21 protein-coding genes are annotated in these 19034 nt (G+C 66.6%); 6 read left to right on the forward strand and 15 right to left on the reverse strand.

Annotated features, from left to right (window positions below; genetic code table 11):
- Positions 1-5: 5 nt before the first annotated feature.
- From NS6_RS24225 to carD, 6 genes are all read right to left on the reverse strand, one after another.
- Entirely contained in the window at positions 6-281 is a 276-nt protein-coding gene (locus NS6_RS24225) for a DUF4190 domain-containing protein (protein ID WP_068045726.1), read from the reverse strand.
- Positions 282-369: 88 nt separating this feature from the next.
- Positions 370-1341, reverse strand: coding sequence for a 23S rRNA (guanosine(2251)-2'-O)-methyltransferase RlmB (rlmB, locus tag NS6_RS24230; RefSeq protein WP_068045905.1), 972 nt, complete (start codon positions 1339-1341; stop codon positions 370-372).
- Positions 1341-2747, reverse strand: a complete 1407-nt coding sequence (gene cysS / locus NS6_RS24235) for a cysteine--tRNA ligase (protein ID WP_068045729.1) — start codon at positions 2745-2747, stop codon at positions 1341-1343. Before cysS ends, rlmB begins: the two co-directional genes overlap by 1 nt.
- A gap of 286 nt (positions 2748-3033) precedes the next feature.
- On the reverse strand, positions 3034-3525 hold the full coding sequence (ispF, locus tag NS6_RS24240) for a 2-C-methyl-D-erythritol 2,4-cyclodiphosphate synthase (RefSeq protein WP_068045907.1): 492 nt from the start codon (positions 3523-3525) through the stop codon (positions 3034-3036).
- Positions 3526-3530: 5 nt separating this feature from the next.
- Entirely contained in the window at positions 3531-4241 is a 711-nt protein-coding gene (gene ispD, locus NS6_RS24245) for a 2-C-methyl-D-erythritol 4-phosphate cytidylyltransferase (RefSeq protein WP_068045732.1), read from the reverse strand.
- A 2-nt stretch (positions 4242-4243) separates the two neighbouring features.
- Entirely contained in the window at positions 4244-4732 is a 489-nt protein-coding gene (carD, locus tag NS6_RS24250) for an RNA polymerase-binding transcription factor CarD (protein ID WP_011206964.1), read from the reverse strand.
- Positions 4733-5196: 464 nt separating this feature from the next.
- On the opposite strand from carD, the gene NS6_RS24255 reads away from it, so the two are divergent.
- Complete coding sequence (locus NS6_RS24255; RefSeq protein WP_245669484.1) at positions 5197-5856, forward strand: copper chaperone PCu(A)C domain-containing protein; 660 nt, start codon at positions 5197-5199, stop codon at positions 5854-5856.
- 176 nt (positions 5857-6032) lie between these two features.
- Positions 6033-7406: a DNA repair protein RadA gene (gene radA, locus NS6_RS24260; protein ID WP_068045735.1), complete on the forward strand. Its 1374-nt coding sequence runs from the start codon at positions 6033-6035 to the stop codon at positions 7404-7406.
- A gap of 32 nt (positions 7407-7438) precedes the next feature.
- On the opposite strand, the gene NS6_RS24265 is transcribed toward radA, so the two are convergent.
- Both NS6_RS24265 and NS6_RS24270 read right to left on the reverse strand, forming a co-directional pair.
- Positions 7439-8107 carry a hypothetical protein gene (locus NS6_RS24265; protein ID WP_068045738.1) on the reverse strand — a complete coding sequence of 223 codons (669 nt, stop codon included), beginning with the start codon at positions 8105-8107 and terminating at the stop codon, positions 7439-7441.
- Between the two features lie 119 nt (positions 8108-8226).
- Entirely contained in the window at positions 8227-8850 is a 624-nt protein-coding gene (locus NS6_RS24270) for a carbonic anhydrase (RefSeq protein ID WP_068045913.1), read from the reverse strand.
- Positions 8851-9024: 174 nt separating this feature from the next.
- On the opposite strand from NS6_RS24270, the gene NS6_RS24275 reads away from it, so the two are divergent.
- The gene (locus NS6_RS24275) at positions 9025-9894 is read left to right on the forward strand and encodes an HhH-GPD family protein (RefSeq protein WP_084471376.1); all 870 of its coding nucleotides are present in this window, start codon (positions 9025-9027) and stop codon (positions 9892-9894) included.
- A gap of 85 nt (positions 9895-9979) precedes the next feature.
- On the opposite strand, the gene NS6_RS24280 is transcribed toward NS6_RS24275, so the two are convergent.
- On the reverse strand, positions 9980-10744 hold the full coding sequence (locus NS6_RS24280; protein ID WP_068045745.1) for an alpha/beta fold hydrolase: 765 nt from the start codon (positions 10742-10744) through the stop codon (positions 9980-9982).
- 47 nt (positions 10745-10791) lie between these two features.
- Here NS6_RS24280 and mhuD point away from each other — a divergent pair, with 47 nt between their 5' ends.
- Entirely contained in the window at positions 10792-11103 is a 312-nt protein-coding gene (mhuD, locus tag NS6_RS24285) for a mycobilin-forming heme oxygenase MhuD (RefSeq protein ID WP_062972073.1), read from the forward strand.
- Positions 11104-11191: 88 nt separating this feature from the next.
- The gene (locus tag NS6_RS24290) at positions 11192-11677 is read left to right on the forward strand and encodes a hypothetical protein (RefSeq protein WP_068045748.1); all 486 of its coding nucleotides are present in this window, start codon (positions 11192-11194) and stop codon (positions 11675-11677) included.
- A gap of 50 nt (positions 11678-11727) precedes the next feature.
- On the opposite strand, the gene NS6_RS24295 is transcribed toward NS6_RS24290, so the two are convergent.
- Both NS6_RS24295 and NS6_RS24300 read right to left on the reverse strand, forming a co-directional pair.
- Entirely contained in the window at positions 11728-12171 is a 444-nt protein-coding gene (locus NS6_RS24295) for an OsmC family peroxiredoxin (protein ID WP_068045750.1), read from the reverse strand.
- 55 nt (positions 12172-12226) lie between these two features.
- Entirely contained in the window at positions 12227-12682 is a 456-nt protein-coding gene (locus tag NS6_RS24300) for an SRPBCC family protein (protein ID WP_068045916.1), read from the reverse strand.
- 186 nt (positions 12683-12868) lie between these two features.
- On the opposite strand from NS6_RS24300, the gene NS6_RS24305 reads away from it, so the two are divergent.
- A complete protein-coding gene (locus tag NS6_RS24305; protein ID WP_068045753.1) occupies positions 12869-13966 on the forward strand; it encodes a sensor histidine kinase in 1098 nt (365 codons plus the stop codon).
- Between the two features lie 178 nt (positions 13967-14144).
- Here the strand turns inward: NS6_RS24305 and NS6_RS24310 are convergent, their stop codons facing one another.
- The 4 genes from NS6_RS24310 to NS6_RS24325 form a co-directional block, all read right to left on the reverse strand.
- Complete coding sequence (locus NS6_RS24310; protein WP_174552627.1) at positions 14145-14795, reverse strand: vWA domain-containing protein; 651 nt, start codon at positions 14793-14795, stop codon at positions 14145-14147.
- Positions 14796-14954: 159 nt separating this feature from the next.
- Complete coding sequence (locus NS6_RS24315) at positions 14955-17510, reverse strand: ATP-dependent Clp protease ATP-binding subunit (RefSeq protein ID WP_068045757.1); 2556 nt, start codon at positions 17508-17510, stop codon at positions 14955-14957.
- Positions 17511-17788: 278 nt separating this feature from the next.
- Positions 17789-18412 (reverse strand): FHA domain-containing protein, encoded by a 624-nt coding sequence (locus NS6_RS24320; protein WP_371859355.1) that lies wholly within the window; start codon positions 18410-18412, stop codon positions 17789-17791.
- 248 nt (positions 18413-18660) lie between these two features.
- Positions 18661-19023, reverse strand: a complete 363-nt coding sequence (locus NS6_RS24325; RefSeq protein WP_068045764.1) for a histone-like nucleoid-structuring protein Lsr2 — start codon at positions 19021-19023, stop codon at positions 18661-18663.
- Positions 19024-19034 lie beyond the last annotated feature (11 nt).

Genomic DNA, 19034 nt, shown 5'->3' on the forward strand with positions numbered 1-19034 from the left:
CGCCGTCAGCCACCGGTGATGAGCACCAGGACGAACAACAGCGCCATCAGCACCGCCAGAATCGTGCCGATGACACCCAGCGTGAACCCGATCACGACCTGGGTCCGGCCACCGTAGGCGCCACCCGATTCGTCGATCTGATCCAACGCGCGTTTACCCATAGCCCAGGCCACCGGCCCGGTCAGCCCGAAACACAGGAGGCTGACCACACCCAGGAGCAGCACCGCCGTCGCATATGGGTGCTCGACCGGCTTACCGATGGGCGTGTTGGGTATCACCACGGAACGAATTCTACGGTGTGGTGGCGGTTTTGCGGTCCGGGCGCGACCGAATCGGCGTGGAACCGCCCGCTGACCGGGACTGCTCTGGTCAGATGCGGCGCTGCCGTGCTGTTTCGGCCAGCACTACGCCGGCCGCCACAGAGGCGTTGAGCGATTCCACCGGACCCGCCATGGGGATGCTCAGGATCGCGTCGCAATTCTCCCGGACCAGCCGGGACAACCCCTTGCCCTCGGAACCCACCACGATCACCGTGGGCCCGGTGGCATCGAAATCGTCGAGCAAGGTGTCACCGCCGGCGTCCAGGCCGACGATCTGAACTCCTTTGGCAGCCCAGTCCTTCAGCGTGCGGGTGAGATTGGTGGCGCGAGCGACCGGCAGCCGGGCTGCCGCCCCGGCGCTGGTCCGCCAGGCCACCGCGGTCACGCTGGCACTGCGCCGCTGCGGGATCACCACACCGTGCCCGCCGAACGCCGCCACAGAGCGCACCACGGCGCCCAGGTTGCGCGGGTCGGAGATATTGTCCAACGCCACCAGCAGCGCCGGTTCCACCGATTGCTGGGCGCGGGTGAGTAGATCGTCCGGATGCGCGTACCGGTACGGCGGCACCTGCAGTGCCATCCCCTGGTGTAAACCGTTGGAGCTCATCCGGTCCAGATCGGTGCGCGGTACCTCGAGGATGGATATCCCGGCATCGGCGGCGATACGCACACTTTCGGTGAGCCGCTCGTCGCTCTCGGTACCGGCCGCCACGTACAGCGCTGTCGCCGGAACGCCGGCGCGCAGGCATTCCGTCACCGGGTTGCGGCCCAGGACCAACTCAGGGCTGTCGTCACCGCGCCGGCCGGCGGGCCGGGAGCCACGTCCGGTCGGATTTTTCTGGGCGGCACGCGCTTTCGCGGCGGCTTTGCGCGCCGCGGGATGTTTGGTACGTGCCTCCGCGGGAGGTGTCGGCCCGCGACCTTCCAGTCCACGGCGGTGCTGCCCGCCGGAACCGACCACCTGCCCCTTCTTAGTGCCCCCCTTGCGGATTGCACCACGACGTTGTGAATTGCCGGCCATCAGCCCGCCTTTCCAGGGGTAGGTGTGCCCAGCGACCATTCGGCACCGTTCGGGGTATCGGTCACTTCGACACCGGCCGCCTGGAGGCGGTCGCGTACGGCGTCGGCGGTGGCCCAGTCTTTCGCGGCCCGGGCTTGCTGGCGGCGTTCCAGTTCGGCACCGACCAGCACGTCGAGGGCGGCATCGGCGGCCGAATGATCGGCGGCGGTATTCCAGTGCGGGTCGAGCGGGTCCACCCCCAGCACATCGAGCATGGCCCGGACCTGGCTCGCGTGTTCGCGGGCGGTCTCGAGAACACCGGCGTCCAGCGCACGGTTGCCCTCGTGCACGCCGTGATGGATTTCGGCGAGCGCCTTCGGGACACCGAGGTCGTCGTCGAGGGCGGCGGCGAAACCGTCGGTCCATTTGCCCATCGGGATATCACCGCCGCGTTCGGCGACCCGTTGCACAAAAGCTTCGATCCGCTGATACGACTGGGCGGCGTCGGCGAGCGCTTTATCGGAGTATTCCAGCATGGAACGGTAGTGCGCACTACCCAGGTAGAAGCGCAATTCCACCGGACGCACGGATTTCAGCACATTCGGAATGGCCAGCACATTGCCGAGCGATTTCGACATCTTCTCGCCGCCCATGGTCACCCAGCCGTTGTGCAACCAGTACTGCGCGAAACCGTCGCCGGCGGCCTTGGACTGCGCGATTTCGTTCTCATGGTGCGGGAACACCAGATCCATACCACCGCAGTGGATATCGAATACCGGTCCGAGGTAGAACTCGGCCATCGCCGAGCATTCCAGATGCCAGCCGGGGCGGCCGGGGCCCCACGGCGACGGCCACGTGGGTTCGCCCGGTTTCGCGGCTTTCCAGAGCGTGAAATCACGGGGGTCGCGTTTGCCGAGCCCGGCACTCTCACCCTGGTGCACGTCCTCCGGCCGGTGTCCGGACAAATGGCCGTAATCCGGATAGCTCCGCACATCGAAGTACACATTGCCTTCGGACGCGTAGGCGTGCCCGCGGTCGATGAGCCGTTGCATCAAATCGACCATTTGAGTGATATGCCCGGTTGCCCGCGGCTCCGCCGACGGCGGGAGCACCCCGAGCTGCCGATAAGCCTGGTCGAAGGCGCGCTCATGCGTCGCGGCCCATTCCCACCAGGGTCGGCCGGCTGCGGCCGCCTTGGTGAGGATTTTGTCCTCGATATCGGTGACATTGCGGATGAATGCCACATCCAGCCCGCCCGCGGCCAGCCAGCGGCGCAGAATATCGAACGCCACACCGCTGCGCACATGGCCGATATGCGGCAGTCCCTGCACGGTTGCCCCACACAGGTACACCGAGGCGTGTCCGGGTACCAGCGGCGTGAAATCACGCAGGGTCCGTTTCTCGGTGTCGAACAGGCGCAGCGTCACGGCAGTCGATCCTAGTTTCGTTTGTGGATTGCACTCGAAGTGGTGCAGCGGGGATATGGGCAGGGTAGCGGCAACGACCGGTTCTACGGCATTCGGCCGCACCGTCGCGGCGGGGACAGTTGGGCAGGAGCGCGGCAACGATCTTGCAGCGGGGCAGCAATCCTTCCCACCGCGACCGCCGCGGCGGACCCGGCAGTGTGGTGTTCACACGATATCGACCGCCGACCGGGCTCTTTCCGGCGTTGCTGGGTGCAGCGGCTTCGCTGTCCCCGATCGTGTCCGGTTATCAGTCCCCAGGGAGGTCGCTCGGCCGCCCCGGACAGTGCAGCAGTGCCGTGGCGACCGCGGCGATACCCTCGCCGCGGCCGGTGAGACCGAGGCCGTCGCTGGTGGTGCCGGATACCGAAACGGGTGCGTCGAGCAGATCACCCAGCACCTGCTGGGCTTCGGCTCGTCGCGGTCCGATCCGCGGGCGATTACCGATGACCTGGACCGCGGCGTTGCCGACAGCGTATCCGGAGTTTTCGAGCAGCCGCCGCACTTCTTTCAGCATGGCAGCCCCGGACACTCCCGCCCATTCCGGGCGCCCGGTCCCGAAGACCGACCCGACATCGCCGAGCCCAGCGGCCGACAGCAGAGCATCACACAGCGCATGGACAGCCACATCGCCGTCGGAATGTCCCGCGCAACCGTCCGCACCCTCGAACAGCAGCCCGGCCATCCAGCAGGGCCGTCCCGGCTCGATCGGGTGTACATCGGTGCCTATACCGACGCGAATGTCCATCATCGCCCGGCCACCTGCTTTCCGTCGAGCACGGCTTCGGCCAGGCGCAGGTCGAGCGGCGTTGTGATCTTGAATGCGAGCGGATCACCAGGAATGGTGTGCACGTCGACCCCCAGCCGTTCGACCAGGCCGGCATCGTCGGTAGCACTCTCCGGATGCTCGTAAGCACGGCGCAGCACATCGGCGGCAAATCCTTGCGGGGTCTGCACAGCGCGCAATGCGGAACGGTCCGGTGTACCTGTCACGATGCCGGCGGGATCGACCGATTTCACGGTATCGACCACCGGGAGCACCGGTACGACAGCGGGGCGGCCGGCCCTTAGTTCGGCCACCACCCGGGCAATCAGATCGGGTGGTGTCAGTGCCCGTGCGGCATCGTGCACCAGAACGTGGGCGGCTGCGCCGGCATATGCCAGCCCGGCGCGCACGGAATCGGTGCGTTCGGCACCACCGGCCACGATCCGAGCCGGTGCCGCGGGCGGGAGCAGAGCTGCCGTTGCCTCGACGAGTTGGGCGGGCACCATAATTATGATCTCGTCGACAACCCCGGCAGCCATCAACCCGCCGACGGCCAACCCGAGCATGGGTATGCCGCCGACCGGGACGAACGCTTTGGGAGCATCTGCTCCCAGGCGTTCACCACGACCGGCGGCAGGAACCAACGCTATGACAGGCCCGGCGTTACGGCCGGACCCGTCCGGTTCGTACACGGTCAGGACGCCGCGGCGAGGACCTCGTCGAGAAGCGTCTCGGCCTTGCCGTCATCGGTTCCCTCGGCGAGCGCAAGCTCACCGACGAGAATCTGCCGTGCCTTGGCCAGCATCCGCTTCTCGCCCGCGGACAGGCCCCGATCCTGTTCCCGGCGCCACAGGTCGCGCACGACCTCGGCCACCTTGTTCACATCGCCGGAGGCGAGCTTCTCGAGGTTGGCCTTGTAACGACGGGACCAGTTGGTGGGTTCTTCCGTATGTGGCGCTCGCAGAACCTGGAAGACCCGATCCAAGCCTTCCTGGCCCACTACATCGCGAACGCCGACGTATTCCGCGTTTTCCGCGGGAACCCGAACAGTGAGGTCACCCTGTGCGACCTTCAGGACCAGATACTCTTTCTGCTCACCCTTGATGGTGCGGGTCTCGATAGCTTCGATCAAAGCCGCCCCATGATGGGGATAAACGACGGTATCTCCGACCTTAAAAATCATGTGTCCCGTGCCCCTTTCGATGTTCACAGTTTAACACGCGACTCGATAACGGCGCGATCAACTGCGCAGGTCAGGGCCACAACGGCCAGGTACTGGGGCTTGACAGGGCGTGTTTGGTGTGCATCACGTTGGGGCCGAACGGGTGTCGGCGCCGCGCTCCACCGGGCCGGTCGGCACCGCGGCACACCGGGGCCGGAAACCGGGGCGCGGAAACCGAATCGTTACCGGTCAGCGGGTGCCATGCGGTGCCACCGAAGACCCGGCTGCACGGCCCAACGGTTACACCGTTACGAAGCATTACCCGCTCGACTCCCCGGAAGCGATACCCGCGAGCGAGAGGTGCGACAAATCACACAGTTCCGATCCCGCAATACCCCCTGACGCCGCCCGGTGCATCCCGGCCCGTACAGCGACTACTACAGTGCCTAGTTGGAGTGCGCCCACTCGGACATGGAGGACAACCCGTGACTGCCCTGACTGCTGTGACTGCCGCGAGCCCGGTCGCCTCGACTCGGCGGCGCCGGCGCCTGGTGCCGGTCGCCGCGCTCGCCGCCGGAGCGGCCATCATCCTGTCCGGCTGCAGCGCCGGCCAGGTCTCGCAGACCGCCGACCAGGTCGCGGCCATCAACGGCAACACCGCTGACGCCGGCACCATCTCGTTGCGCAATGTGCACATCGTCTACCCGGGATCCGGCCCGCACACCAACACCGCCGGCGGCCAGGCGGCACTGGCGCTGTCGATCATCAACACCGGCGAAACCGTCACCGACGAACTCACCGGCGTCACCACCGACCTCGGCACGGTGAAGATCACCCCGTCCGACGGCGACAAGATCGAAATCGCACCGTCCGAAACGATCGTCGTATCGACCCCGGCGGCAGGCGCGGAAACCGACACCACCGGCGAAACCATCGACACCGCAGCCGGGGAAACGAAACCCGCCACCATCGAAATCACCGGGCTGACCCAGAACATCACCCCGGGCCTGACCTACAACGTCTCGTTCGACTTCAAGGAGAACGGCACCGTCCAGGTCGAGGTCCCGGTCGACGCCGGCATCGAGTCTCCCCGCCACGAATCCGAGCTCTCCCAGAGCACCACCGGATCGGGCGGCGGGCACTGAATCTTTCGGCGCGCCGCCTCATCGGCGTGGGTTTCGCCCTTCCCCGGAATGCGGGCCGAAAGCTTCCTGGACCACACCTGAACTCGGCTGCGCCACTGGTTGCGGCCGGGTAAAGGCCGAGGAGTGCCGAGTAAGGCATCCTGTCGGTCGGTGTGCGTAAGGTGCGGGCTGTGGCAGTGACCAAGACCAAAGCCGTCTATCGGTGCTCGGAATGCGCGCACGAGGTTGCCAAATGGGTCGGTAAGTGTCCGGCCTGCGGATCGTGGGGCACCGTCGACGAGTCGCTGCCCACGGTGGGGGCCGCCGGTGTCCCGGCGGCGCGTAAGGCGATGTTGCCCAGCACCGCAGCCGCACCGATTTCACGGATCGACTCACACACCACGACAGCCCGGTCGACGGGGGTTTCCGAACTCGATCGGGTACTCGGCGGCGGAATCGTCGCCGGGTCGGTAATACTGCTCTCCGGGGAGCCCGGTGTCGGGAAATCGACCCTACTGCTCGAGGTCGCGCATCGATGGGCACGGCAGCGCGACGAACGGGCCCTGTACGTCACCGCGGAGGAATCCGCAGGACAGGTGCGGCTGCGGGCAGATCGGACGGGTGCGGTGCACGATCGGGTGTACCTGGCAGCCGAATCGGATCTGTCGATTCTGCTCGGGCATGTCGATCAGGTGAAACCCACACTGCTGGTGGTGGATTCGGTCCAAACCATGCTGGCCACCGACAGCGACGGCGTAACCGGCGGGGTCACGCAGGTCCGGGCGGTCACCGCGGCGCTCACCTCATTGGCCAAGACGAGCGGTATCGCGGTACTGCTGGTCGGTCACGTCACCAAGGACGGGGCGGTGGCCGGGCCGCGCACACTGGAACATCTGGTCGACGTGGTGCTGCAGTTCGAGGGTGACAAGAATTCGACGCTGCGGATGGTACGCGGTATCAAGAACCGTTTCGGCAGCGCCGAAGAGGTCGGTTGTTTCGAACTACACGACGACGGAATCGCCTGTGTTACAGATCCTTCCGGCTTGTTCCTGCATCACCGGACCGATTCGGTACCCGGCACGGCGGTCACCGTGGCGATGGACGGGAAACGGCCGCTGGTCGGCGAAGTTCAGGGCCTCACGGTGGACACCCAGGTACCGGCGCCACGCCGCGCGGTCAGTGGGCTGGACTACAACCGGGTCGCCATGGTGCTTGCCGTCCTGCAGAGCCGCTGCGGGCTCTATGTCGGCAAACAGGATGTCTACGCGGCGACGGTGGGCGGGATGCGGCTCACCGAACCCGCCGCCGATCTCGCCATCGCACTGGCCATCGCCGGCGCCGCCCGCGATACCGCGCTTCCGCCGGGCTGGGTAATTCTCGGGGAGGTGGGGCTGGCCGGCGAGGTCCGCCGGATCACCGCCACCGGCCGCCGGCTGGCCGAAGCCGAACGGCTCGGGTTCACGAACGCAGTGGTGCCACCGGGCGTTACCGCGAAGGACACGGGTATGACTCTGCACGAAGCGTCCAGCCTGCGGGCCGCGCTACGGCTGGCGGGGTTGTCGAAGAAGTAGCCGGCGCGCGCAACGGCTCCGGCCGGGGGCCGCTATTCCGCGATATTGAAGGGCTCGGGTGCGCTGCGGACCGCCCCGAGCTGCGCCACCACGTGGTAGGCGCCGCTGGGGACCTGAACCCGCTCCCCCGCACACTCCGGCTGCGAGGTGGTCCCGGTCCAGGTCACCGTGAACGCGGCCTGCTCACCGCGGTCGAGAGTACGCAGATCGGGTTCACCGTCGGGGTAGCAATCCGTACTGGCCCACAACTGCCGTCCCCCGTCCAGCGTCTGCACCGACACCCGCTGTAGCCCCGACCCCATATCGCGGGTACAGGGCTCACCGGAGATATTCGTGATCACGATCCCGAAAACCGGTTCCTCCCCGGCCCGATAGGTCGGCTGGGCCACCGAAACCTTGATGGCCAGTGATTGGTCGGCACATTGCCCGGACGCGGCGGGCGCGGGCTGCGACGATTCGGCGGCCGAGGTCGAGGCGGACTTCTCGGTCGTCTTGGTGGCCGACGGCGCCGAACTCGCCGTGGCCTCCGAGGTCACCGTGGACGAGGCCGCGGCGCCGGTCGCCTCGGGCGAACCGCCACCCCGGGTGACGGTCACGACCAGCCAGATCACCACAGCGAGCGCGACCACCACCGCTCCTATGGCAAAAACACGACGCCGCCAGTAGATCTCCGGCGGTAACGGTCCTGTCGGTTCCAACACGTGTCAACGGTAAGCGCATTCGGCGGCGGTGGCGGTCAACGGCACACCGGAAGCTGGTCCGGGGCGCCGCCACCGCGGTGGTCCGGCCGGGTTCTGCGGGCGGACGGCACCTACGACCGTCAGACGGTCTCCCCGATCTGACCGACCACGCGCTGCAGTTGAGCACGGCCCTCGGCCAGCTTGTAGGTGACGCACGCGATGGCGCATTCGCCGGCATCCACCCGGTCGGAAATGATCTTCGACCGTTCCATGAGCAGGCTGCTGGTTTCCACCACATGGCGAGCTTCGAGCTCGTCGACTGTTTCCAGCCCCTCGCGACGGCCGATCAGCATCGACGGGGTGACCTTCTCGACAACGCTGCGAATGAACCCGCCCGGCACCTCGCCGCCGTCCAGCGCGTCAAGTGTCGCTTTGACTGCACCACAGCTGTCGTGGCCGAGCACGACGATCAGCGGTACGTTCAGCACGCCCACGCCGTATTCGATGGAACCCAGGACCGAGGCGTCGATGACATGGCCTGCCGTACGCACCACGAACATATCGCCGAGGCCCTGATCGAAGATCAACTCCGCAGCCACCCGGGAATCACCGCAGCCGAACAGCAGAGCGGTCGGACTCTGGCCACCGACGAGCTTGGCTCGGTCGGCGATTCCCTGACTAGGATGCTGCAATGTGCCGTTCATGAAGCGCTCGTTACCTTCGCGCAGCGACTTCCAGGCACTCACCGGGTTGGACTGTGGCATGGTGTCCATTCTGCACGATTCGAGATTGCCCCCGGCCTCGGTCCTGTCACGGCACGGCGTCGGTAGCCGCGTCGCCGGTGGCTACTGCACAGTGGGAACGGAGCGATTCGGGTGAGCAGCGGAGCAGTCGGCGGACCGGTGGACAAGGCAGGCCGCGGAACTGCGGGCGAGGCGTTGCTGCTCGATTCCGACGTGTTGATCGACTGGTACACCCGCACCGCCCGCGACCTACCGTGGCGACGGGCCGGGGTGAGCGCCTGGCAGATCCTGATGAGCGAGATCATGCTCCAGCAGACCCCGGTAGCGCGGGTGGAACCGATCTGGCGGGAATGGGTGGCGCGCTGGCCCGTGCCTTCGGCCATGGCGGCAGCGAGCGCGGGCGAGGTGCTACGTGCCTGGGGCAAACTCGGCTATCCCCGGCGCGCCTTGCGGCTGCACGAATGCGCACAGGTCTTGGCGGCCGAGCACGGGGACGAGGTCCCCGGCGATGTCGAGGTGCTACTCGGTTTGCCCGGTATCGGCGACTACACCGCACGGGCGGTCGCCTGTTTCGCCTACGGTCAGCGAGTCCCGGTGGTGGACACCAATGTTCGCCGGGTGGTGGCCCGGGCTGTCCACGGCCGCGGCGAGGCCGGTAATCCGGCCACCAGGGACCTGCGCGAAACCGCGGCACTGCTACCCACCCGGGTGGACCGGGCGGCGGTCTTCTCCGCCGCCCTGATGGAGCTCGGAGCGACGGTTTGCACCGCCCGCACCCCCGACTGCACCCGCTGTCCACTGCCCCGCTGTGCCTGGGTGGCGGCGGGCCGGCCGCGCCAGGAATCGACCCGCCGGACCCAGAAGTACGAGGGCACCGACCGGCAGGCACGCGGGCGGCTACTCGATGTGCTGCGTGCGGCAACCGAACCCGTGGACCGCCTTCGCCTCGACCTGGCCTGGACACGCGACCCCGGGCAGCGCGACCGTGCGCTGGATTCGCTTCTGGTCGACGGCCTGATCGAACAAACCCGGGACGGCCGGTTCGCGCTGGCGGGCGAGGGCTGAGACCTGCACCACTGTCCGGACCACCGGCGGCGGGCAGGCTCGCCGGCACACGGTGCGCGGATTCGGCGGGCGCGGACGGAAAAGGTCAGCGGTGGGGTGCAGGTTCCGTGTCGAGCACCCGGGTGAAGAACCGCTGGACTGCGGCACGGTAGCGGTCCGGCTGGTCATCGTGCACCAGATGACCGGCCTGGGAGATCACGATGTGCTCGGCCGCCGGATGGAGCTCCGCCATCCGGCGCATCTGCCCCGGCGGGGTGATGGTGTACTCACCCTCGATGAGCAAGGTCGGCACGCGCAGCTGCCGCCACTGCGGCCAGAACGCACGCGTTCCCCATTCCTCGGAGATATCCCGGAACGTGGCGATCTGTCCGTGCAGCCGATAGCCGTCCGGGGCTCGGTCGAAAGAGCGCTGGAAGTAACGCCCAGCGACAGGTCCGAAGAACTCCAGCAGGGCGGCTTCGTCGGCGAACGGCTGTGGCCATGCTTCGACCATGGCTGCCCAATGCGCAGCGGTGCGGCCGGTGAAATCGGCGGCCATATCCTCGACCACCAGCGCCCGGACCCGGTCCGGGAACTCGGCGCCGAAAACCCATCCGTGCAGGGCGCCCATGGAATGGCCGATGACAACCATCGGCTCACCGATCCCCGTGGTGGCCGCGGCCAGATCTGCGACGAACGCATCGGTTGTCAATTCGGCCGGAGCGGGCCGCCCGTGCCCCGCCGCGTCGAACGTGTACACATGACCGTGGCCGCGCAGCCAGCCGAGCTGATCTACCCAAGTCCGGGCGCTACCCATCAACCCGTGCAGCAGCAGTATCGGAACCCCGGACCCACCTTCGTCGTGCAACACCGGCCCAAGTCTAATTCGACCCCACGGCCCGCGGCTAAGCTCGGGGGATGGCTGTTGTGAAGATCAATGCGATCGAGATCCCCGAGGGCGCGGGTCCCGAACTGGAGAAGCGGTTCGCCCACCGCGCGCACGCCGTCGAGAACTCCCCCGGGTTCCTCGGCTTCCAGCTGCTACGGCCGACCGCCGGCGAGAACCGGTATTTCGTCGTCACCCAGTGGGATTCCGAGGAGTCCTTCGCGGCATGGCGCGACGGCCCGGCCAAGGAAGCGCATGCCGGGCAGCAGAACAAACCGGTGGCCACCGGCGCTTCGCTGCTGGAGTTCGAGGTGGTGCTCGACGTCTCGGGTAAGAACGCCTGACCGCCGGGTCGGCCCTACTCCGGTAGCAGAAACGACTGCTACCGCAGGGTGATCGCCGTTGCGGTGCGGCCGCGGCAATGTCGGGGGTATGAACGAGATCGCCTTCCACGTCGCGGGTAGTACCGCTGCCACCGTGCCGCGACCTCGGTCGGTCACCCTCGCGTTCAGCGCTTTGGTGGCCGCCGTGGGATTCGGTGTCGCGGAAACAGCGGTACACAGCGCGGGGCAGTTCGGGCAATCGATCGGACTCGGCTCTCTCGCCACCGGATGGCTGATACGAACCGGCACCTACATCGTGGTGCTGGTTGTAGCGTGGCGGATGCTGCGCGGCGACCGTTGGGCACGTCTCGCGCTGGCGCTCGGAATCGGTATTCTCGGCACGGCCTCACTGCTGGTGGAGCCGCTCACCGCGCTCGTCGCGGCCGAGGGCACCGGCGGCCTGCTGCCCGATGCGACGGTCGAGAACGTACTCGTGGCGATCACCCGTATCGGGCATATCTGCGCGGTGCTGATCGCGATCCCGGCAATGTACACGCCCGCGGCACGCGCGTGGTTCACGCGCGAACGCCGCTGACAGCCGATGCGCCCGGGCCACCCCGCAACCGGGAGAGCCCGGGCGACGACTCAGGACTCCAGTGCCGCGTCCAGGGTGATCTCGTCGACTCCCGCCAATGCCTTGCTCACCGGGCATCCCGACTTGGCCGCGGCGGCAGCCGTGGTGAAGCCCGCATTGTCCAATCCGGACACCCGGCCGCGCACGGTCAGCGCGATACGGCTGATCCGGAATCCACCGGCCGGATCCGGGCCGAGCGTAACCGCGGCCGAGACGTCGAGGCTCTCCGGAGTACCGCCCGCCTGGGCGATCTCGTTGGACAATGCCATCGCGTAGCAGGACGCGTGCGCTCCCGCGATCAGCTCTTCCGGGCTGGTGGTTCCGCCGGCTTCGTCGGCGGAACGTTTGGGGAAGGACACCTCGTACTTACCGACTCCGGAGCTGACCAGCTCGACCTGGCCGGAGCCGTCCTGTAGACCACCGGTCCATGCGGTGCGCGCGGTACGTGTGGGCATCACAATCCTTTCGAAGACGATGTGTTCGGGTCTGCTCCGAAACTACCCGCACCCGTCAACCGAGGGCAGCGGTACGTTCGTCGAGGCGGGCCAGCGCCTTGGGCCAGGTCGCGCGGTACCGGTCGCGGGCGGCTTCGCCGGCAAATCCGCTGTGCCGCAGGCGTAACCGGATACCGCGGGGCTGTTTGACGAGTTCCACCCGGACCACGGTCTCCGCGCCCTCGGTACCCGCGGCTCCGGTTACCCAGGTCATTTCGACGAGCCGCCGGGGTTCGAGCCGCAGGAAGCGCCCATAATGCGGGTGCATGCTTCCCTCGTGCGCGGTTTCGAAGTAGAACGGCTCGTTCACCTCGGGCCGCATCCGCACTGTGGCGGGCTCGGCGAACCAGATATCGAATCCCTGGGTCCATGCCAGGTACAACAGTTCGGACGAGGCTTTCATCACCCGCTCCACCGTCAGCTCGTACGGTCGCGCTGACAGGTCCGGTATACGCACTTGCTGGTCGACCATCTCTGGACCATACCCGCGCCGGGGCAGGTGCCGCCGCAGATGCGCCGATCGTCGCGCCGTCATTCATCGTTTCGTGTCCGATCGGCGGATAGGGACCGGCAATCACCTTGCTACACCGGGAATCCGGGTGTGCACCGCCGCCTTCGCCCGAGATGCGAATAGGGTGGTGCAGGTGGAGAGTCCGCGATGACGAGCTGGCAGATGGTCGGGCTACTGGGTTGGCTTGCGCTGACCGCCGCCCTGGTGGTGCTGTTGCGGCAGCGCCGCGCACTGCTACGGGTGCACCGGGAGCGTGACGCCGCGACCGCAACCGCCGCGCAGCGGCTAGGTGAACTCGAGGTGAGTACCGAGCGCCTGGTGATCGCACGTGAGCTACACGACGTGGTGGCACACAATCTTTCGTTGATCAATGTGCAGTCGGGGATGGCGCTGCAACAGGTCGAGAACAAATCGGCGAAGGCGGCGGGCACGGTGGCCGAAATCAAGACCACCAGCCGTAATGCCCTCGAAGATGTCCAGGCGTTACGCCACGCCATCCAGTCGGTGGAGCCGGCCGAACCGGCCCGGCCGGACCGCGAACGGCCCGGCGATTCGGGCGCTGAGCGGGAAAAGCGGGCCCGGCGTGGCGGTTTCGGGCGCCGTGACCGGTCGGGTATCACCGGCCCGGCCGGGATCACCGAGCCGGCCGGCCGGAGCGCCTCCCCGCCTGCGGCACCGGCCCCACCACCGCGCGAACCTGATCCGACGATGTCGGATCTGGAGGAACTACTCCGTAAACCTCGGCTGGCCGGCCTGACCGTGCACACCAAGGTAGTCGGCACCGCCGGTTCCTTACCGGCTGCTATCGACGAGGCGGCGACACAGATCATCACGGAGTCGCTGGCGAATGTCACCCGGCACGCGCCCAGCGCCGAGGCCACGGTCACCGTCCGGTTCACCGCCGATTCCGTGGACCTCACCATCGACAACACCCGGCCTACCGGCAAACCCGAACACACGGGACCGACGCGCGGGATGGGCATCATCGCCATGCGGGAACGCACCCACGCACTCGGTGGCGCGCTGACGGCCGGCCCGAAACCCAGCGGCGGTTTCCGTGTGGCGGCACGGTTGCCCAGCCGGCCGCTGCGAATCGCGATCGATCCGGACAAGACGCCACGGTCACGGGCAGGAATGGGTTCGGGTTCGGACGAGAACAAACGGACGACGACGTCTTCCGACCGGTCCGCAATCCGTGGTAATTCGCCGGAGCGGGTCGAAACAGGCCCCGTTACAACGGATTAGCCGATGGCCGGGGCTGCTGTCACTCGACAGGTGGCGAAGCCGCCGGCCTGCGGAGCAGGCATCGGGACAGATCTGCTCGTCGACACGACCTGATAGAGCAGGCCGAAATCAAGTCCCCGCTCGCCGACGCCCTGCCCGCGGGCTCCGGGCGACGCCGTTCGCGGTGACCGGGCAGCGGTCAGTGCCCGGGGTCGGCCCCCTGCCGCTCTTCGTCGGTGAACCCCGCGGCGCGGGCCGCTCCCGGGGCCCCAGGGGCTTGCAGACGGGACGAATACGCCCCCGCAGCCCGGAACACACCCTGCACGCCGGCCGGGGCCGCGCCGTAGGTAATCGACTGCTGCGGAGCGAAACCGAGGTCGGTTCCGATCTGCACCGCGTCCATATTGGCGCCGAGGAACAGGAAATCCCAGTTGTAGTCGTTCTGCTGCTGTTGGATCAGCGAACGCACAGCGGAATGGGTCCATTCGCGACTGGAGTTCTCGTGACCGTCGGTGAGGATGACGACGACCACCGTACCCGGGCGTTCGGATTCGGGCCGCGCGGCCAGCTCGGCGCCGATATCGGTGACCAGTTTCCCGATCGCGTCGTAGAGCGCCGTACCGCCGCGGGGATACAGGACCGGGGGCGGGACCTGTTCGAGCGGGGTATTCGAGTACAGGCATTCGTACTCGGTGTCGAACTGGGCGAAGGTCACCCGTACGGCTTTCTCGACCTTGCGCTGCTCTTCGAAGAAGGCCGCCAATCCGCCTTCGGTATCGGATTTGATCGACTGCATGGAGCCGGAGCGGTCCAGTAGGACCGCGATCAGGCTCTGCGCGGGATCGGTCATCGTTTCCCCCATTCGAGTTGTTCCCTTGCCGCCAGCCTACGCGCGCACCCGCCATACTCGCTCGAGCGTTTTGCGGCGGGACCATTCGGAGGTCCGAACATGCGAAAGGGCCTGCCCGGCTGTGCAATACAGCCGGGCAGGCCCTTCGCGGACTTGTCCCTACTCGCCCGAGGCGGCCTCGGTGGTGCCTTCACCGGCACCGGTCAGCACGACCTCCGGCTTCTTCTCACCGTCGCCCTTGGTGAGCTTGGTCTTCGGGGTGAAGGTGAAGCGGGCGTCCTCGCCGGACCCTTCGCCGTCCCAGCCCTCGACATCGACCAACACGTTCTGACCAGCGCCGATCTCGCCGAACAGGATCTTCTCCGAGAGCTGATCCTCGATCTCGCGCTGAATGGTGCGGCGTAGCGGCCGTGCGCCCAGCACGGGATCGAATCCGCGCTTGGCCAGCAGGCTCTTGGCCTGGTCGCTGAGCTCCATCGACATATCCTTGTTCTTCAACTGGACGCCGACCCGGCTGATCATCAGATCCACCATCGCCACGATCTGATCGGTGGTGAGCTGGTGGAAGACGATCACATCGTCGATACGGTTGAGGAACTCGGGCCGGAAATGCTTCTTCAGCTCGTCGTTGACCTTGAGCTTCATCCGCTCGTAGTTCGAACCCTCGTTGTTCGACTGGGTGAAGCCCAGACCGACGGCCTTCGAGATATCCGAAGTGCCGAGGTTCGAGGTGAAGATCAGCACTGTGTTCTTGAAGTCCACGGTCCGGCCCTGGCCATCGGTGAGACGGCCGTCCTCCAGAACCTGCAACAGGGTGTTGTAGATCTCCTGGTGGGCCTTTTCGATCTCGTCGAAGAGAACCACCGAGAACGGCTTGCGGCGCACCTTCTCGGTGAGCTGGCCGCCCTCTTCGTAGCCGACGTAGCCCGGAGGGGCACCGAACAGCCGCGAGGCGGTGAAGCGGTCGTGGAACTCGCCCATATCGATCTGGATGAGCGCGTCGTCGTCGCCGAACAGGAAGTTCGCCAGCGATTTGGCCAGCTCGGTTTTACCGACACCGGACGGACCGGCGAAGATGAACGAACCGGACGGACGCTTCGGATCCTTCAGGCCGGCACGGGTGCGGCGGATCGCCTTGGACACGGCCTTGACCGCATCCTCCTGGCCGATGATCCGCTTGTGCAGCTCGTCCTCCATACGGAGCAGACGGGTGGTCTCCTCCTCGGTGAGCTTGAAGACGGGGATACCGGTCCAGTTGGCCAGCACCTCGGCGATCTGCTCGTCGTCGACCTCGGCCACGACATCCAGATCGCCGGAGCGCCACTGCTTCTCACGCTCCGCACGCTTGGCGACGAGCTGCTTCTCCTTATCGCGCAGCCGCGCGGCCTTCTCGAAGTCCTGGGCGTCGATCGCCGATTCCTTCTCCCGGCGCGCATCGGCGATCTTGTCGTCGAATTCGCGCAGGTCCGGCGGGGCGGTCATCCGGCGGATACGCATCCGGGCGCCCGCCTCGTCGATCAGGTCGATCGCCTTGTCCGGCAGGAACCGGTCGTTGATGTAGCGGTCGGCCAGGGTGGCGGCGGCGACCAGGGCGCTATCGGTGATGGAGACCCGGTGATGCGCCTCGTAACGGTCGCGCAAACCTTTGAGGATGTCGATGGTGTGCTCGACCGTCGGCTCGCCCACCTGCACCGGCTGGAAGCGGCGCTCGAGGGCGGCATCCTTCTCGATGTACTTGCGGTACTCGTCCAGAGTGGTGGCGCCGATGGTCTGCAACTCCCCGCGGGCCAGCTTCGGCTTCAGGATCGAGGCCGCGTCGATGGCACCTTCGGCAGCACCCGCACCGACCAGCGTATGCAGCTCATCGATGAACAGAATGATGTCACCACGGGTGTTGATCTCTTTGAGTACCTTCTTCAGGCGCTCTTCGAAATCACCGCGGTAACGGCTGCCGGCGACCAGGGAACCCAGGTCCAGGGTGTAGAGCTGCTTGTCCTTCAGTGTTTCGGGAACCTCGCCGTTGACGATGGCCTGCGCCAGGCCCTCCACCACAGCGGTTTTACCGACACCGGGCTCACCGATCAGCACCGGGTTGTTCTTGGTGCGGCGGCTCAGCACCTGCATGACCCGCTCGATCTCCTTCGAGCGGCCGATCACGGGGTCGAGTTTGCCCTCCAGGGCGGCCTGGGTGAGATTACGGCCGAACTGATCGAGGACCAGCGAAGTAGACGGCGTGCCGGTTTCCCCGCGGGCGCCGGATTCCACCGGCTCCTTACCCTGGTAACCGGACAGCAGCTGGATCACCTGCTGGCGGACCCGGTTCAGGTCGGCGCCGAGCTTGACCAGGACCTGGGCCGCAACTCCCTCGCCCTCACGAATGAGGCCCAGCAGGATGTGCTCGGTGCCGATGTAGTTGTGGCCGAGCTGCAACGCCTCACGCAGGCTCAGTTCCAGCACCTTCTTGGCGCGCGGAGTGAACGGAATATGGCCGGACGGAGCCTGCTGGCCCTGCCCGATGATCTCTTCGACCTGGCTGCGCACGCCCTCCAGCGAGATACCGAGCGACTCCAGCGACTTGGCCGCGACACCCTCACCCTCATGGATCAAACCCAGCAGGATGTGCTCGGTGCCGATGTAGTTGTGGTTGAGCATCCGGGCCTCTTCCTGGGCCAGGACGACGACACGCCTTGCGCGGTCGGTGAACCTCTCGAACATCGCTCCCTCACTCTCCTGCTCCGGACTCTATGCCCGGCTGACGCCGTGGTGTGTCGTGGACAACCGTCGGACTCAGCCTGCCATGAAGGCCAGGGGTTGCGGCCCCCGCCTCCCACTCTAGTTGGCGGGTGGTCACGCTGCCGCCCGTCCACCCTAGTGATCTGTGGGCCGGTCGCAGCTCTATTCATTCATAACGCCGATACCCACGTATTCGTTTCCCACTCCGGTTTTGCCCAGAGCGAACACACCGATTCGGGCCTGTCGGAGTAACCGCAGGTCTACAGGTCGCGATCGCTGATGAGCCCGCTGCGCATGGCGAGCGCGGCCAGCCGGACGCGTTTCTGGTTCTGGGGCAGATCCTCGACACCGAACTTGGCGAACAGCGCGCGCAGATGTGTTTTGACGGCGTCCACGCTGAGGAAAAGTTCGTCGGCGATCTGCTGATTGGTCGCGGGGGCGGCGAATCCGGCGTCACCCTTGTACGGGCGGCAGAGGGCGATCAGCACACCTCGTTGCGCCTCGGTCAGCGACCGGACGGTCGGGACGCTGCCACCGGATGCGCGGGTCGCATCGTCGGCGACCCCGTTGAAGTCGTGGAACGACACCATGGAGGTGCCCACCCGGATACGATCGCCCGGCATCAGCCGACGGCGGCCGTGCAATCTTTCGCCGTTGATGAACGTGCCGTTGCGGGACAGCCCGTCGTCCACGATGGTCCATTGCGCCGCGAGGTATTCCACGGCGGCATGTAGTCGCGACACCTCGGCGTCCCAGCGCAGCGAGAGGTCCGCGCCGGCCGAACGACCTATCGTGATCCGCTGCCGGTCGGGGGTCAGCATCACCTCACACCGCCGGCCCTCGTCATCGGTGAAACGTAGAAACGATCCCACGGATCCGGACACTGCGCCGCTACCTGACCTCTCCATACCGGCAGCAACTGCCGGACACCACCCCGACCGCACGGGCCCGGTACTACCAACACCCCTATGGTGCCGGGCAAGCGGGCGGTGGAGCAAGACTGAACACCGCTGAGCGCAGCGGCCCCGGCACACAGCGCCGGGGCCAGCGGTAATTCCAATTTGCTATCGAGAAAGACCGACCGCCGTCCGCTTCGTAGAAAATATTCAGCGAACGACGGTTGAAAGAAGAACTATCCCTTCGAGGCCTTGTTGTACGCATCGGTGATATCGGCGGAGATACGCCCGCGCGCGGAAACCTTGTGACCATTCCGCCGTGCCCACTCACGAATTGCGGCGCTTTGTTCGCGATCCATCGTGGCCCGCCCCTTGCTGTTGCCCGCACCGGCGGCGACCGCGGCCTTCACCCGGCGCCGGCCGCTCACGCGACGGGCGCTGGAAACCCACTGCTCCAACTCGTCCCGAAGCTTCTCCGCATTCGATGACGACAGGTCGATCTCGTACGACACTCCATCGATTGCAAACTCGATGGTCTCGTCCGCGATGGACTCACCGTCGACATCGTCGATCAGGCTAACGGTGACCTTCTTTGCCATGAGATGAACGT

It is taken from the genome of Nocardia speluncae NBRC 108251 (genome assembly GCF_001613245.1).
In the GTDB taxonomy this organism is placed as follows: Bacteria; Actinomycetota; Actinomycetes; order Mycobacteriales; family Mycobacteriaceae; genus Nocardia; species Nocardia speluncae.

What these genes read in the sequence shown, in the direction of transcription:
- rlmB (WP_068045905.1), bottom strand. Translation starts at nt 1,341, where the DNA reads ATGGCCGGCAATTCACAACGTCGTGGTGCAATCCGCAAGGGGGGCACT.
- carD (WP_011206964.1), bottom strand. Translation starts at nt 4,732, where the DNA reads ATGATTTTTAAGGTCGGAGATACCGTCGTTTATCCCCATCATGGGGCG.
- NS6_RS24270 (WP_068045913.1), bottom strand. Translation starts at nt 8,850, where the DNA reads ATGCCACAGTCCAACCCGGTGAGTGCCTGGAAGTCGCTGCGCGAAGGT.
- mhuD (WP_062972073.1), top strand. Translation starts at nt 10,792, where the DNA reads ATGGCTGTTGTGAAGATCAATGCGATCGAGATCCCCGAGGGCGCGGGT.
- NS6_RS24290 (WP_068045748.1), top strand. Translation starts at nt 11,192, where the DNA reads ATGAACGAGATCGCCTTCCACGTCGCGGGTAGTACCGCTGCCACCGTG.
- NS6_RS24295 (WP_068045750.1), bottom strand. Translation starts at nt 12,171, where the DNA reads ATGCCCACACGTACCGCGCGCACCGCATGGACCGGTGGTCTACAGGAC.
- NS6_RS24300 (WP_068045916.1), bottom strand. Translation starts at nt 12,682, where the DNA reads ATGGTCGACCAGCAAGTGCGTATACCGGACCTGTCAGCGCGACCGTAC.
- NS6_RS24305 (WP_068045753.1), top strand. Translation starts at nt 12,869, where the DNA reads ATGACGAGCTGGCAGATGGTCGGGCTACTGGGTTGGCTTGCGCTGACC.
- NS6_RS24310 (WP_174552627.1), bottom strand. Translation starts at nt 14,795, where the DNA reads ATGACCGATCCCGCGCAGAGCCTGATCGCGGTCCTACTGGACCGCTCC.
- NS6_RS24315 (WP_068045757.1), bottom strand. Translation starts at nt 17,510, where the DNA reads ATGTTCGAGAGGTTCACCGACCGCGCAAGGCGTGTCGTCGTCCTGGCC.
- NS6_RS24325 (WP_068045764.1), bottom strand. Translation starts at nt 19,023, where the DNA reads ATGGCAAAGAAGGTCACCGTTAGCCTGATCGACGATGTCGACGGTGAG.